This window comes from Flavobacterium sp. GSA192 (assembly GCF_006386525.1).
Taxonomy (GTDB): domain Bacteria; phylum Bacteroidota; class Bacteroidia; order Flavobacteriales; family Flavobacteriaceae; genus Flavobacterium; species Flavobacterium commune.
The window spans coordinates 88822-103957 of sequence record NZ_VAHC01000005.1 but is presented as its reverse complement, the minus strand read 5'-3'; the positions used below and the strand labels follow the sequence as shown (position 1 = coordinate 103957).

The 15136-nt window shown below is 34.7% G+C and carries 16 protein-coding genes; 12 read left to right on the top strand and 4 right to left on the bottom strand.

Going from position 1 to position 15136, the window contains the following annotated elements:
• Nucleotides 1-21: 21 nt before the first annotated feature.
• The 6 genes from FDM27_RS11375 to FDM27_RS11350 all read left to right on the top strand — a co-directional run bounded on the left by FDM27_RS11375 (nucleotide 22) and on the right by FDM27_RS11350 (nucleotide 6518).
• On the top strand, nucleotides 22-381 hold the full coding sequence (locus tag FDM27_RS11375; RefSeq protein ID WP_140486581.1) for a bleomycin resistance protein: 360 nt from the start codon (nucleotides 22-24) through the stop codon (nucleotides 379-381).
• 100 nt (nucleotides 382-481) lie between these two features.
• Nucleotides 482-1045, top strand: coding sequence for a helix-turn-helix domain-containing protein (locus tag FDM27_RS11370; RefSeq protein WP_140486579.1), 564 nt, complete (start codon nucleotides 482-484; stop codon nucleotides 1043-1045).
• An 84-nt stretch (nucleotides 1046-1129) separates the two neighbouring features.
• Complete coding sequence (locus FDM27_RS11365) at nucleotides 1130-3349, top strand: heavy metal translocating P-type ATPase (RefSeq protein ID WP_140486577.1); 2220 nt, start codon at nucleotides 1130-1132, stop codon at nucleotides 3347-3349.
• 99 nt (nucleotides 3350-3448) lie between these two features.
• Nucleotides 3449-3676, top strand: a complete 228-nt coding sequence (locus FDM27_RS11360; protein ID WP_140486575.1) for a heavy-metal-associated domain-containing protein — start codon at nucleotides 3449-3451, stop codon at nucleotides 3674-3676.
• 11 nt (nucleotides 3677-3687) lie between these two features.
• Nucleotides 3688-4128, top strand: a complete 441-nt coding sequence (locus tag FDM27_RS11355) for a DUF3347 domain-containing protein (RefSeq protein ID WP_140486572.1) — start codon at nucleotides 3688-3690, stop codon at nucleotides 4126-4128.
• A gap of 119 nt (nucleotides 4129-4247) precedes the next feature.
• Nucleotides 4248-6518 (top strand): multicopper oxidase domain-containing protein, encoded by a 2271-nt coding sequence (locus FDM27_RS11350; RefSeq protein ID WP_140486570.1) that lies wholly within the window; start codon nucleotides 4248-4250, stop codon nucleotides 6516-6518.
• A gap of 166 nt (nucleotides 6519-6684) precedes the next feature.
• Here FDM27_RS11350 and yajC read toward each other — a convergent pair whose 3' ends face one another.
• Entirely contained in the window at nucleotides 6685-6957 is a 273-nt protein-coding gene (yajC, locus tag FDM27_RS11345; protein WP_071183573.1) for a preprotein translocase subunit YajC, read from the bottom strand.
• A gap of 30 nt (nucleotides 6958-6987) precedes the next feature.
• Nucleotides 6988-7899: a transcription antitermination factor NusB gene (gene nusB, locus FDM27_RS11340; protein ID WP_071183574.1), complete on the bottom strand. Its 912-nt coding sequence runs from the start codon at nucleotides 7897-7899 to the stop codon at nucleotides 6988-6990.
• A gap of 354 nt (nucleotides 7900-8253) precedes the next feature.
• Here nusB and FDM27_RS11335 point away from each other — a divergent pair, with 354 nt between their 5' ends.
• The 3 genes from FDM27_RS11335 to FDM27_RS11325 all read left to right on the top strand — a co-directional run bounded on the left by FDM27_RS11335 (nucleotide 8254) and on the right by FDM27_RS11325 (nucleotide 11412).
• Nucleotides 8254-10014, top strand: a complete 1761-nt coding sequence (locus tag FDM27_RS11335; protein ID WP_140486568.1) for an ABC transporter ATP-binding protein — start codon at nucleotides 8254-8256, stop codon at nucleotides 10012-10014.
• A 73-nt stretch (nucleotides 10015-10087) separates the two neighbouring features.
• Nucleotides 10088-10471, top strand: a complete 384-nt coding sequence (locus FDM27_RS11330; protein WP_071183576.1) for a PUR family DNA/RNA-binding protein — start codon at nucleotides 10088-10090, stop codon at nucleotides 10469-10471.
• 137 nt (nucleotides 10472-10608) lie between these two features.
• Complete coding sequence (locus FDM27_RS11325; protein ID WP_140486566.1) at nucleotides 10609-11412, top strand: sulfurtransferase; 804 nt, start codon at nucleotides 10609-10611, stop codon at nucleotides 11410-11412.
• A 78-nt stretch (nucleotides 11413-11490) separates the two neighbouring features.
• Here FDM27_RS11325 and FDM27_RS11320 read toward each other — a convergent pair whose 3' ends face one another.
• Entirely contained in the window at nucleotides 11491-11832 is a 342-nt protein-coding gene (locus tag FDM27_RS11320; RefSeq protein ID WP_071183578.1) for a tRNA-binding protein, read from the bottom strand.
• A gap of 110 nt (nucleotides 11833-11942) precedes the next feature.
• Here FDM27_RS11320 and FDM27_RS11315 point away from each other — a divergent pair, with 110 nt between their 5' ends.
• Together FDM27_RS11315 and FDM27_RS11310 are read left to right on the top strand one after the other, a co-directional pair.
• Nucleotides 11943-12500 carry a thioredoxin family protein gene (locus tag FDM27_RS11315; RefSeq protein WP_071183579.1) on the top strand — a complete coding sequence of 186 codons (558 nt, stop codon included), beginning with the start codon at nucleotides 11943-11945 and terminating at the stop codon, nucleotides 12498-12500.
• 340 nt (nucleotides 12501-12840) lie between these two features.
• Nucleotides 12841-13230, top strand: coding sequence for a GreA/GreB family elongation factor (locus FDM27_RS11310; RefSeq protein WP_071183580.1), 390 nt, complete (start codon nucleotides 12841-12843; stop codon nucleotides 13228-13230).
• Nucleotides 13231-13362: 132 nt separating this feature from the next.
• Here the strand turns inward: FDM27_RS11310 and FDM27_RS11305 are convergent, their stop codons facing one another.
• Nucleotides 13363-14295: a peptidylprolyl isomerase gene (locus tag FDM27_RS11305; RefSeq protein ID WP_071183581.1), complete on the bottom strand. Its 933-nt coding sequence runs from the start codon at nucleotides 14293-14295 to the stop codon at nucleotides 13363-13365.
• A 127-nt stretch (nucleotides 14296-14422) separates the two neighbouring features.
• On the opposite strand from FDM27_RS11305, the gene trmD reads away from it, so the two are divergent.
• Nucleotides 14423-15097, top strand: coding sequence for a tRNA (guanosine(37)-N1)-methyltransferase TrmD (gene trmD / locus FDM27_RS11300; protein WP_140486564.1), 675 nt, complete (start codon nucleotides 14423-14425; stop codon nucleotides 15095-15097).
• The last annotated feature ends 39 nt before the right edge of the window (nucleotides 15098-15136 follow it).

Sequence of the window (15136 nt, the reverse complement as noted above, 5' to 3'; positions counted from 1 at the left end):
AATCATCTAAAAAACTCAATTATGCTAACGGATATTCACCCTAAATTACCGATGCGTGATAAAAACAGCACCAAAAATTTTTACATAAAAAAGTTGGGGTTTGAAGAATTTGGAAACGCTGATTATGATTTTTACCTGATGATTCAAAAAGACCGGGTGCAGTTGCATTTCTTTGAATTTAAAGATTTGAATCCGGGTGAAAATTACGGTCAGGTTTATTTTCGTACCGATTCTATTGAAGAACTTTACCAGCAATTTTTAAATAACAATGTTGAAATTCATCCCAATGGTCGTTTAGAAACCAAACATTGGGGACAAAAGGAATTTTCAATACTCGATCCTGATAATAACTTACTTACCTTCGGTCAAAATGCATTTTGAATTATAAAACAAACTAATGTTAAGCGTAATATTTCCTGACTAAATCACATAAATGAATTCATAATGCTTATTTTTGATAGTCTAAATCATAGTATAAAACATGAATACTCTCTTTATCAAAAATATGGTTTGCAACCGCTGTATTCTGGTGGTTCAAAATGAAATGGATAAATTAAATTTAGCTGTTAAGCATATTAAATTAGGAGAAGTTGTATTCGAAAATGAATTATCCGAAGCACAAAAAACAACTATCGATAAAGTTTTAAGCCCCTTAGGATTTGAACTCATAGACGACAAAAAAAGCCGGATTATTGAGAAGATAAAAAACACCATTATCCAACTCGTACATCATCAGAACAGCGGATTAAAAAACAATTTATCGGAAGTTCTCGGCAACGAACTCCAACATGATTATAATTATTTGTCGAATCTGTTTTCAGAGATTGAGGGAACTACTATCGAAAAATACTTTATTGCACAAAAAATAGAACGGGTAAAAGAATTATTAGTTTACGACCAATTGTCTTTAAGCGAAATTGCATACCAACTCAATTATTCCAGTGTTGCATATTTGAGTAATCAATTCAAAAAAGTAACCGGACTTACTCCTTCTTATTTCAAACAAATCAAGGAAAACAAAAGAAAACCTTTGGATCAATTGTAAATCTTACAAATCAATCCCAAAATTACACAATAGTCTTCTTTGATTTTATCGCCAACTTTGTATGTATAATTCAAATTACACATCATGGCAACAAATCATCAAAATACAATAAAAACCAACTTTCCGGTCTTAGGAATGTCCTGTGCTTCCTGCGCCATTAGTGCCGAAAGTATCGTAAAACCCATTGACGGTGTTGTGAATGCAAGCGTTAATTTTGCCACAGCAACCCTATCGGTAGAATACCTGCCTAATATGACCAATCCCTTAGCCTTACAAAAAGCAGTGCAATCAATCGGCTATGATTTATTGATAGAAAACGAAACAACACAGCAAGAGACTCTGGAAGCAATTCACGAGAAAAATTTCCATTTGCTAAAACAAAAAACAATATGGGCAGTAGCACTATCACTCCCTGTAGTTGCCATTGGAATGTTTGCAATGGATATCGCTTACGCTAATGAAATCATGTGGTTGTTTTCGACTCCTGTAGTGCTTTGGTTTGGAAAAGATTTCTTTATCAATGCCTGGAAACAAATCCAACACCGCTCTGCTAATATGGATACTCTGGTGGCTCTAAGTACGGGTATTGCTTATTTATTTAGTGTATTCAACATGTTTTTTGCTGATTTCTGGCACCAAAGAGGCTTACATGCCCATGTGTATTTTGAAGCGGCTTCGGTAGTAATTGCTTTTATTCTTTTGGGAAAATTATTGGAAGAAAAAGCCAAAGGAAACACCTCATCGGCTATTAAAAAACTAATGGGATTACAACCTAAAACCGTATTTTTAATTTTGGCTGATGGACAACAAAAAGAAATTGCGATAGAAGAAGTCAACACTGGAGATACAATTCTGGTAAAACCGGGTGAAAAAATTGCTGTTGACGGAATAGTCCTTTCGGGTAATTCTTATGTTGACGAAAGTATGCTAAGTGGTGAACCTATTCCTGTATTGAAAACAACCAACGAAAAAGTGTTTGCAGGCACTATCAATCAAAAAGGAAGTTTCCAGTTTAAAGCCTTAAAAGTGGGTAAAGAAACCCTGCTGGCTCAAATAATCAAAATGGTACAAGAGGCTCAGGGAAGTAAAGCTCCTGTGCAAAAATTAGTCGATAAAATTGCCGGTGTTTTTGTTCCAATAGTCATCGGAATCGCACTGCTTACTTTTATATTATGGCTTTTATTAGGCGGAAATAACGGCATCGTACACGGACTTTTAGCCGCAATAACCGTATTGGTAATTGCTTGTCCCTGTGCATTAGGTTTAGCCACTCCCACTGCTATCATTGTAGGCGTAGGCAAGGCTGCCGAACAGGGAATTTTGATTAAAGATGCAGAAAGCCTCGAATTAGCTAAAAAGATTAATGCCATCGTTTTAGACAAAACAGGAACCATCACCGAAGGCAAACCCAAAGTGACTGCTATAAAATGGCTCAATGAAGATGCGCTGACAAAGCAAATTCTGTTGAGTATCGAAAAAAAATCGGAACATCCTTTAGCAGAAGCAGTTGTCCATTATTTTACTGATATTAAAGACATTCCATTACTTTCTTTCGAAAGTATTACAGGGAAAGGAGCAAAAGCAACTTATGCTGACGAAACTTATTTTGTAGGGAATTCGAAATTATTAACCACAAATAACATTAGCATTACTGACGAATTACAGCAACAAAGTAATCAATGGAGCAATCAGGCGCAAACAGTAATATGGTTTGCTAATAGCACAAAAGCTCTGGCTGTAATTGCTATTTCGGACAAAATAAAGGAAACATCAATAACAGCTATTCAACAACTGAAAGCAATAGATGTAGAAATCTACATGCTTACAGGTGATAATGAAGCCACTGCTAAAGCAATAGCAGAGCAAACCGGAATTGAACATTACAAAGCAGAAGTATTACCGCAACACAAAGCCGATTTTGTCAAACAATTACAAAATCAGGGAAAAATTGTAGCCATGGTAGGCGACGGAATCAATGACAGTACCGCTCTGGCAACTGCCGATGTAAGTATTGCAATGGGAAAAGGGAGTGATATTGCCATGGACGTTGCTAAAATGACACTCATTTCGTCCGACCTGATGAAAATACCACAGGCCATCAAATTGTCCAGACAAACTGTGACAACCATTAAGCAAAACCTTTTTTGGGCATTTATATACAATTTAATCGGCATTCCTATAGCGGCAGGAATCCTCTACCCTATTAACGGTTTTTTACTGAACCCGATGATTGCCGGAGCAGCAATGGCGCTGAGTAGCCTAAGTGTGGTGAGTAACAGTTTAAGGTTAAAATGGAAAAAATAAAACCGTAAAAATCATAAATAAAACTGGAAATAACGCAATAAATACAAACGCTAATTTACCCAACTTTGTATCAATAAAGAACATCAAATTTTAAATCAAATGGAAAACAATCATAAAACATTTCAGTTCAAAACTAACATTAATTGTGGTGGTTGCGTAGCTACAGTTACTCCCTTTCTAAATAAAATCGAAGGTCTGTCTGATTGGGTAGTAGATACCACTAACAAAGACAAAATTCTGACTGTGAAAACAAACACAATTAGCCAACAACAAATTATTGAAGCCGTCCAAAAAGCAGGCTTTAAAATAGAATCTTTAAACAATTAAATTCAAGCATCATGAAAAATAACTTATTATCAGCAGCAATACTACTGTTTGGGTATTCAGTTTTTGCTCAAAATACAAATGCCTTGGTTACTAATTACATTAGTGTAAAAAATGCCTTAGTCAACAGCGATGCTAAAACGGCTAAACAAACTATCAATTCATTATACCAAAGCATTAAAGAGGATGACAATTTTAAACAAAAAGAAAATTTGCTACAATCTACCGGGAAAATGCTAAAAGCCAACAACATTCAAAAACAAAGAGAAGCTTTTAATTCGGTGTCAACTATAGTTTGGGACATTGTAAAAAACTCCGAAAAACTCAACCATAAAGTATATTATCAATACTGTCCTATGAAAAAATCCTATTGGTTAAGCACCGAAAAAGAAATCAAAAATCCGTATTACGGTGCTGCCATGCTGAATTGTGGTTCAGTTGTAGCAACAAAATAATTTGACCGACGAGGAAGCGTAAGACTTGATTTTTTTGTTTCTTTTTTGATCAAGCAAAAAAGAAAAATGAAACTAAAATATAATCCTAATTGGCATATCAATTCTATTAAAACAAGATTATGAACACCATTTATTCATTACAAAAACAGCTCTTTATTACTGCGTTAGCATTATTTACAGCACAATTGACTTTTTCCCAAAAAGTAGTCCATTATGACTTATTCGTAAAAGATACGATTGTAAACTACGCAGGAAAAGAAAAAAGAGCTATTGCTGTAAACGGGCAAATCCCAATGCCTACGCTGACATTTACCGAAGGAGATACTGCCGAAATTGTTGTTCATAATCAACTCAAAGAAAATACATCCTTGCATTGGCACGGTGTGTTTTTGCCAAATAAAGAAGATGGTGTTCCTTACCTTACCCAAATGCCTATAAAACCAGGAGAAACCTACACGTACCGTTTTCCTATCATTCAAAACGGAACACATTGGTATCATTCGCATTCCGGATTTCAGGAGCAAATTGGCATGTATGGTAATTTTATTATGTTGAAAAAAGCAAATGATACAACTTTCCGAAAAGGCATTGACGATTTACCAGCTGTTCCGATAATTCTAAGCGAATGGACAAATCTAAAACCGGATAATATTCAGCGAATGTTGCGCAATGCCAATGACTGGGCTGCGATTAAAAAAGGTGCGACACAAAGTTATGCCGAAGCCATCAGAGAAGGTCATTTTAAAACCAAACTCACTAACGAATGGAAACGAATGTTGGCCATGGATGTGAGCGATGTCTATTACGAAAAAATATTAATGAACGGTAATCCTGAAACTACTTTAAAAACTATCAACGGAAAATTGCTTAAAGCGGGTGATAAAGTAAGACTGCGTATTGCTAACGGAGGTGCTTCGTCTTATTTCTGGCTTCGTTATGCCGGTGGAAAAATAACGGTAGTTGCTAATGATGGAAATGATGTTAAACCCGTTGAAGTTGACCGATTGCTTATTGCTGTTTCAGAAACTTATGACGTAGTTATTACTATTCCTGAAGATGGAAAATCCTATGAATTTATGGCTACCACCGAAGACCGCACCAACTCGTCGAGTTATTTTATAGGAAACGGAATTAAGGAGTTCGTGGGAGCTTTGCCTCGTCTCAAATACTTTGAAGGGATGAAGATGATGAACGACATGATGAAAATGAACGGAGATCTTGATGATATGGGAATGAATATGAGTCTCAATCAAATGGATATGAATGTAGTGATGTATACCGAAATTACAGGAGAAACTAAAAAAGAAAAAGACCACAGCCAGCACAATATGAATAGGGACAACGAGCCCAACCGTTACAACGCGAATACTTTAGGCGAAATCAAAACCTTAAACTACGCCATGTTAGAATCACCACATCCTACTGTACTTCCAAAAGATACTCCGGTTAAAGAACTTAAATTTATCCTTACAGGAAATATGAATCGGTATGTGTGGAGTATGGATAATAAAATCCTTTCTGAAACCGATAAAATTCCTGTAAAAAAAGGCGAAATACTCCGGATTACACTCTACAACAATTCGATGATGCGCCATCCTATCCATTTACACGGTTTTGATTTTAGACTTTTAAACGGTAAAGGCGATAATGCACCGCTAAAAAATGTATTAGACATCATGCCAATGGAAACAGACACTATCGAATTTCTGGCTAATGAAGAAGGCGATTGGTTTTTTCATTGTCACATTTTGTATCACATGATGGCGGGAATGAACAGAGTGTTTGAAGTAGGTGATTATAAAAATCCGAGATTAGCTAATAAAAAAGAAGCTTATAAAATGTTGCAAAAAGAAAGTGACATGCCACATTTAATGGCAACAAGCGATTTTGCCAGCAATGGCATCGACGGAGAAGCAATGCTCCAAAAATCACGATGGAGTCTAGGTACCGAATGGCGCTTAGGTTACAACAAAATGCACGGTTACGAAGTAGAAACACATCTGGGAAGATACATTGGAAAAATGCAGTGGCTAATGCCTTTCATAGGTTTTGACTGGCGTTACCGCAAAATGGGAATCGATGAACAAGAAAGCAATTTATTTAAACAAGTCAACAAAAAAGACAATCGAAATGCTATAAGTCTGGGAGTTATGTACACGCTTCCAATGCTAGTAAACTTTCAAACTGAAATTTACCATGATGGAATAATCCGTCTTTCCTTAATGCGCGAAGACATTCCGGTTTCCAAAAGATTAAGAGCTGGTTTTATGGTAAACACCGACAAAGAATACATGGTTGATTTACGCTATATAATCACCAAAAACATCGGTATTCGTTCGCATTACGACAGCGACATGGGATTTGGTACAGGATTATCTATAAATTATTAAACCTGAATTAATCATTTTAAAACTTTGTAAAAGCGAACCAATATTTTTGTAAAATCAAACGCTGATTTAGAAAATATTTCAATTGCTTTTAAAAACCTTAGCCCATAAAAAAGTCCCGTTCTCAATTGGAAACGGGACTTTTTACATTTTAAGATTCCTCTTAGTATTATTTTTTAGCTAGTGAAGCACTCATTTCCATAGAAATAGCAGAACGCTCCATTTTTAATTTCCCAGCCATAGTTTCAATAACAACAGTAGTATCAGCAAGTTCAACTACTTTTCCGTGAAGACCACTTTTAGTAATGATTTTATCACCTACTTTTAAGCTAGCTTCAAATTCTTTTTCTTGTTTCATTTTCTTTTGTTGTGGTCTGATCATGAAGAAATAGATAACCACAAACATTAGGATAAACGGCAAAAACTGATTTAATTGACCCATAATTTTTAATTCTTTTTAATTTATTTACTATTACATTAAACCGCGACCGGCTTTTATCATTTTTTTACTGGTTTCTAATTCTTTAACCAAATTATCTAAAATTCCGTTGATAAAAATACTACTTTTAGGAGTAGAATATTCTTTGGCTAATTCCAGATATTCGTTCAAAGTTACTTTCACCGGAATAGATGGAAATTTCAAAAATTCACAAATAGCCATTTTTAAAATAATTGTGTCCACCTCAGCAATTCTATCGCTATCCCAGTTAGGCGTTTTATCCACAAATTCTTTTGCTAATTCGGCTTCATTCAATACTGTTTTACGAAACAAATCTTTAACAAAATCCTTATCTTCATTGTCTTTATACAATTTTGGCACTTTGAAATTATCGTTTTCGATAGGTTTCATAGCTTTCAATTGTTTGATGATTTGTGTATTCACCATCGGAATATCATCAATCCATGTTAATTTATCGTCTTCTAAGAATTCGTATAATTTCTCATTTGGAACAATTACTTCGGTAAATAAATCCACGATTAATTGTCGGTCTTCTTCAAATGAACGAGCCGGATTACTCATGTATTTTTGGTAAAAAGAACTCTCTTTTATTGAAGCTAATAATAAAGCGATGTAATCTTCGTGCAAATGCCAGGCATTGATTTTTCTGGTTTCTAAAGCAATGCTTAAAGAATTGTTTTCGGCAAGAATTTCAAAAATGCTGTTCTTGATAAATTTTTCGTTGGGATTGCGTTCGGCTGCGGTAGCTAAGTGTTTTTGACTCGATAAATGCAAAAACTGCGTTTCTTTTTTACATATTTCTAACAAGGAAGAAATCATTGTAAGGTATAAATCCTGAATATTGTCGATACTGTGAAAAAGAAACTTTTCTTCCTTTTCCAAATTATCAGAGCCGTTTTGATGCATCGCATAAATGGTTTGCATAACTTTAACGCGAATGTGTCGTCTATTTACCACCTTGTAAGAACTTTTAAAAAATTAGTCTGCAAAAATAGGGATTTCCTTTTTCAAAATAAAATTTAAAGCCATAAAAAGCAGGACAAAACACCTATGTTGTTGCCTCGAATTCACTAATTTTATTTTCCAAATTTAAAATCAGCAACATATCTTATAAATTCCTCCATTCAATAAATTAAATTTATGAATTCGTGGCTTTATTTTGAGCTAATGAATTTACCTAATGAAACGTTAAATGAGACTTAACAGCAAGCAGATCGCTAACAATTATTACTTTTAAAGCTTTATCTTTGTTTTTCTAAAATTCAGCCCAGCCCAGAAATGAAAGAATTACTCTATCTCAATAAATATTTCATCAAATACAGATACCGTTTTATTTTAGGAATTGTATTTACAATTGTTGCCCAAATATTTTCACTTTTTACGCCTAAATTAATCAGCCAATCGTTTGCTGCTATTGAAAATTTTGCAAAAGACAAAACCATATCAAATTCGGTTATTCAAGACCAATTAGTAAACAATATTTTACTCATTATTGCTACGACCATTATTGCCGGTTTTTTGACTTTTTTAATGCGTCAAACCCTGATTGTAATGTCACGTCATATTGAATTTGATTTAAAAAACGAGGTCTTTAAACAATACGAAAACCTATCTCAAAATTTCTACAAACAAAATCGTACCGGCGATTTAATGAATCGCATAAGCGAAGACATTTCTAAAGTCAGAATGTATGTTGGACCGGCTGTTATGTACACGATTAATACCATTATTCGTTTTGCTATTGTAATTCTGTTCATGTATCGGGTTTCGCCATTGCTTACTTTATATACACTTTTACCCTTACCGCTTTTATCCTATGCTATTTTTAAATTAAGTACAGAAATCAATATTCGAAGTACTACTTTTCAGCAATATTTATCCAAAGTATCCAGTTTTACGCAGGAAATATTCTCCGGAGTTCGCGTGATTAAAGCCTATTCGTTAGAAAACCAGCATGAGGACAATATGCACGCACTGGCGTTAGAAAGTAAAAGTAAAAGTTTGGATTTAGCCAAAGTTCAATCCTTATTTGGTCCATTAATGTTAGCCTTAATCGGAATCAGCAACTTAGTTGTGGTTTATTTTGGAGGAATTATGTACATCAATGGCAGTATCAAAAGCATTGGTACCATTGCCGAATTTATTTTGTATATCAACATGCTAACCTGGCCTGTGGCTTCATTGGGTTGGGTTTCATCAATGGTTCAGGAAGCCGAAGCTTCTCAAAAAAGACTGAATGAATTCCTGAAAATCGAGCCTGAAATCAAAAACAACAATCCCGAAAAATCCAAAATAGAAGGAACTATCACATTCGAAAATGTGAGCTACACTTACGAAGACACAAATATCAAAGCACTTCAAAACGTATCCTTTACAATACACAAAGGAGAAACACTGGCAATCCTTGGAAAAACAGGTTCCGGAAAATCGACTATTTTATCTCTAATTTCCCGCTTGTACGACGTAACCGATGGATCAGTAAAAATTGACGAACAGGAAATCAGTCGCCTGAACTTATTTGATTTGCGAAACAGTATTGGAATTGTACCTCAGGATGCTTTTTTATTCTCGGACAGTATTAAAAACAACATCAAATTCGGAAAAGAAGATGCCGAAATCGAAGAAGTAATCACTGCTGCCAAAAATGCTGTGGTTCATGACAACATTATGGGGTTCAACAAGCAATACGACACCATTCTTGGCGAAAGAGGAATTACCCTTTCGGGTGGACAAAAACAGCGTGTTTCTATAGCGAGAGCCATTATTAAAAATCCTCCTATATTGCTTTTTGACGACTGTTTATCGGCAGTGGATACCGAAACCGAAGAAGCAATTTTAAACAATCTAAATGCTATTTGCAAAGACAAAACTACCATAATTGTGAGTCATCGTGTTTCATCTGCTAAAAATGCTGATAAAATAATTATTCTCGAAGATGGAAAAATTATTCAACAAGGCACTCATAACCAGTTAATAAATCAGGAAGGCTATTATGCATCACTCTATTTAAAACAACTTTCTGAAAAAGAATTACTTTAAATCTTGCTTAATAAATATATTTTTATCATTTTTGGTTTCCAATTAACAACCATATTATTGTATAGAACGGATTATGAGAGAAAATGACATGTTAGAAAAAGAAGAAATCTTTTCTAAAGTTTTACGTGCAGGAAGAAGAACCTATTTCTTCGATGTGAGAGCTACAAAAGCGGATGATTATTATATTACCATTACCGAAAGCAAAAAATTTACAGAAGAGGACGGATCGTTCCATTTCAAAAAACATAAAATATATTTATACAAAGAAGATTTTGCTGCTTTTACCGAGATCCTGGAAGAAATGACTTCTTATGTTTTAAACCACAAAGGCGAAGAAGTAATCTCTGAAAGACACCAAAAAGATTTCAAAAAAGAATATGCTACTGAAAGAGTAACTGCTGAAGAGACTGTTCCCGGAGTATCAAGCTTTACCGATATTGATTTTGATGACATTTAATCACATCAAACAAATTTTACATCAAGTCCAAAAATCATTCGGTTTTTGGACTTTTTATTTATATAAAAATTGGAATAAGAAAACTTCACAATTTCGTATCTTAGTAGTCCTTATTTTCCAATTAAAATAACATCAATATGAAAATCCCAATTGTATCCGTAAGTTGGCTCCAAGAAAACATTAACAATCCTGAACTAATCATTCTGGATGCTGTTTTAGATGCTCCGCCTCATGATTTACAAATCGCCGGGGCACGTACTTTTGACATTAAAAATAAATTTAGCGACACTTCAATTCCTTTACCCAATACCCTACCCCAACCCCAGGCTTTTGCCACCGAAGCAAGAAAACTAGGAATCAGCAAACACAGTAAAATTGTGGTTTATGACACCAAAGGAATCTACTCCAGCCCTAGAGCATGGTATTTATTCAAAAGCATGGGACACGAAAATGTCTGGGTTTTAGATGGCGGATTTCCTGCCTGGGAAAAAGAAGGATTTGCAATTGAAAAAGTAGCTTTAAAATCATTTAAAGAAGGTGATTTTGAAGCTCATTTTAAAGCTGATATGTTTAAAAACAAATTTCAGGTTTTACATAATATTACTTCAAAAGAAGCTATTGTAATTGATGCCCGTTCAGCCGACAGATTTAATGCCGAGACCGAAGAACCTCGAGAAGGTTTAAGAAGCGGACATATCCCGAATGCCGTAAATATTCCTTTTTCAAAAGTTTTAAAAGACGGTCATTTTTTACCTAAAGAAGAACTAAAACAAATTTTACCGCATCAGGATCAAAACTTATATTTTTCCTGTGGTTCAGGTATTACAGCCTGCATTAATCTCATTGCTTACGAATTAATTTCAAATAATCAGCCAAAAGCCATTTATGATGGCTCCTGGACTGAATGGGGACAAGATTATAATTTACCAATAGAAAAATAAATTCAATTTTAACAAACCACAGATTACACGAATTCTCACTAACTAATTTGCGATAATTCGTGTAATTTATGATTAAATTCAACCTATTCGCAAACCGTTTTCAACCTTAAAATCAGGAGCTAAAAGGATAACATCTCCTTCTTCTCCAACTGCTCCTAAAACAAGACATTCGCTCATAAATTTCCCTATTTGCTTTTTAGGAAAATTAACCACCGCAACAATTTGGCGGTTTAAAAGTTCCTCTTTAGTATACCTTTTGGTGATTTGTGCCGAGGTTTTCCTGATTCCAATTTCTTCACCAAAATCAATAGTCAATTGAAAAGCTGGCTTTCTTGCTTCAGGAAAATCATTTACAGCTATAATTGTCCCAACATACATAGCTACTTTTTCAAATTCAGCCCAAGTCAAATTATTCTCCATAAATCAATTATATTTTTTTTTGAAATCATTACCAATTCAAAATTAGTTTTTCCTATTTAAATAGTCAGCTATTTTAGTAACTTTAAACTCTGGAAACAAATCACAAAACAATGGCACGAACTCCGTCAAACATGCTCGATTTAGGGACTATAGCTCCTGAATTTTATCTAAAAGATACCAAATCCAATACTCATACTTATTCTTTTGCTGATTTAAAAGGAGACAAAGGAACATTGGTATTTTTTATTTGCAATCATTGTCCATTTGTGCATCATGTAATTGAAGAAGTCGTTCGAATTGCCAACGATTATAGAGTTCAGGGAATTGGTATCATTGCAATTTCGAGTAACGATGTGGTAAATTACCCTCAGGATGCCCCTGAATTGATGACGGAATATGCTTTCGAGAACAATTTTGAATTCCCTTATTTATATGACGAAACTCAGGAAGTTGCCAAAGCCTATAATGCCGCCTGTACTCCCGATTTTTATTTGTTTGACAACCAAGACAAATTAGTCTATCGCGGGCAACTGGACGATAGCCGTCCCGGAAACGGAATTCCGTTAAGCGGTAGTGATTTACGAGGTGCCATAGATGGTGTTTTATACAACCGAAGTATTAATCCAAACCAAAAACCGAGTATTGGCTGTAATATCAAATGGAAATAACAGCATAAATACAAATCTTTAACTAACTTTGTCTTCAGGAAAATTATCAATTATGATTACTATTACACTTGCTACAACATCTAGTTTTTTGTTTTCTTCTCCAAGAAAACAAAACGTTGCTGCACTTTTTCCTCACAACAAAGCCTTTATTAATTAGGCCTCCGCTCATATCATTTTTCTTCGAGGCGGAGGATTAATTTCTTTAATTTCATTTTTGTTTGATTGGGATTCTCCATCGAATTAATCATTGTCTTATATTTTTTTATCTCCATTGCTAAAACATTTTAGTAACAGGGATAAGATATTCTATTTTACAAATAATCTTTTAAAATTTATTATTATGAAACCCACTCCTATTTTAACAATTACAGATTACAATATTCTTCGTGAATTAACAAAAAAAGCCAAAGACAGCAACAATATTCGAGAAATTGCATTACTGACACAAGAATTAGATCGCGCGATTATTAGTGACGAAAACACTTTAGACGAAGACATCATCAGAATTAATTCTCATGTTATTATTGAAGATGTAAAGACCAAAAAACAAATGAATATTCAAATTGTTATGCCTTCTCAATCTAATATCAACGAAGGAAAAGTATCTATTTTAGCGCCATTATGTGTGGCAGTAATTGGTTTTAAAGAAAATGACGAAGTAGAATGGCAATTACCATCCGGAATTAAAACACTAAAAGTAATTGCAGTAACTAATTCTAAAAACACCTAGTTTATAGCTTTCAAACACCTCATTTTTGAAGGTGTTTTTTTTATATCAAAAATTCAATCCCAAAAAAAAAACCCACCTCGTTTTTTCACAACAAGATGAGATTTTAATCTTATAATCAGTCAATCGTAAGAACTATTTTACGTCCATTAATTCAACGTCAAAAATCAAAGTAGCGTTTGGTGGGATTACACCTCCGGCACCACGAGATCCGTATCCTAAATGAGCAGGAATCACAAAACGAGCTTTATCCCCTACTTGTAACAAAGCAATACCTTCATCCCATCCTTCGATTACATTTCCTCTTCCTAATGGAAATTCGATTGGTTTTTTACGTGGGTAAGAGCTATCAAAAACCTTTCCATCAGGTAATTGTCCTGTATAGTGAACTGAAACTGTTTTTCCGTTTTCAGCTTTTTTACCTTCACCTCTTTGGATAAATTGGTAACGCAAACCGCTTTCTGTTTTTTCAAATCCAGCAGCTAATTTCTCCATAGCTTCTTCAGCAGCCGCTTTTTCAGCTTCGATACGTTTTTTACGGTTTCCTTCAAAAACTCTGAAAGCCTCAACAGCATTCCATTTTTGAGCTTCTTCACCCACTCTGATAATTTCTAAAGTTTCTAAAACATCTCCTTGAGCAACTGCGTCAACAACATCCTGACCCTCTAAAACATGACCAAAAACAGTGTGCTTTCCATCTAACCAGGAAGTTGGTACGTGGGTAATGTAAAATTGAGAACCATTTGTGCCAGGTCCTGCATTAGCCATAGCTAAAACTCCCGGTTTATCGTGTTTTAAACTTGGATGAAACTCATCGTCAAATTTATACCCAGGATCTCCTGTTCCTGAACCAAGAGGACAACCTCCCTGAATCATAAAATCAGGAATTACTCTATGAAAAGTTAAACCATCATAATATTTTACACCTTGTGGTTTTACTTTGTTTTCCAGGTTTCCTTCAGCCAAAGCTACAAAGTTACCAACTGTTCCGGGTGTCAGGTCGTGAGTTAATTTTACTAAAACCGAACCTTTTGAGGTATTGAATTTAGCGTATATTCCGTTTTCCATTGTTGTTATTTTTTTATTGTGCGCAAAATTACAAATTAAATAGGGAATTTGGAAATTTGGAATTTGGGTTTCAACTTACTATTGAAATCTTTGTACCTTTGCGACTTCAAAACTTAGACAAAAACTCATGCGAATTGACATTATTACTGTTTTACCTGAATTGCTACGCAGTCCGTTTGAAGCTTCAATTATGAAGCGTGCTATTGACAAAGGCCTAGTAGAAGTTCATATCCATAACTTAAGAGATTACACCATCAACAAGCAAAAAAGCGTGGACGATTATCCTTATGGCGGTGGAGCAGGAATGGTCATGACGGTACAACCTATTGACGATTGCATTACTCATTTAAAAACACAAAGAGACTACGACGAGATTATTTATATGTCGCCAGATGGAGAAACTTTGAACCAAAAAATGGCCAATACCATGTCGATGTATGAAAACATTATTATTCTGTGCGGACATTATAAAGGAGTGGATCAAAGGGTTCGCGATCATTTTATTACCAAAGAAATTTCTATTGGCGATTATGTTTTAAGCGGAGGTGAATTAGGCGCTCTAGTTTTATCTGATACCTTAATCCGATTAATCCCTGGTGTCTTGAGTGATGAAACCTCAGCTTTAACCGATAGTTTTCAAGATGGTTTATTGTCAGGTCCAATATATACGCGCCCAGCCGATTACAAAGGATGGAAAGTTCCCGAAGTTTTAACCAGCGGAAATTTTGCTAAAATTGACAAATGGCGCGAGGATATGGCATATGAACACACTAAAAACAGACGCCCGGATTTGTTAGAATAAATTTTCTTTAAAAATTCCAATATTTTAAATTCCAAATTC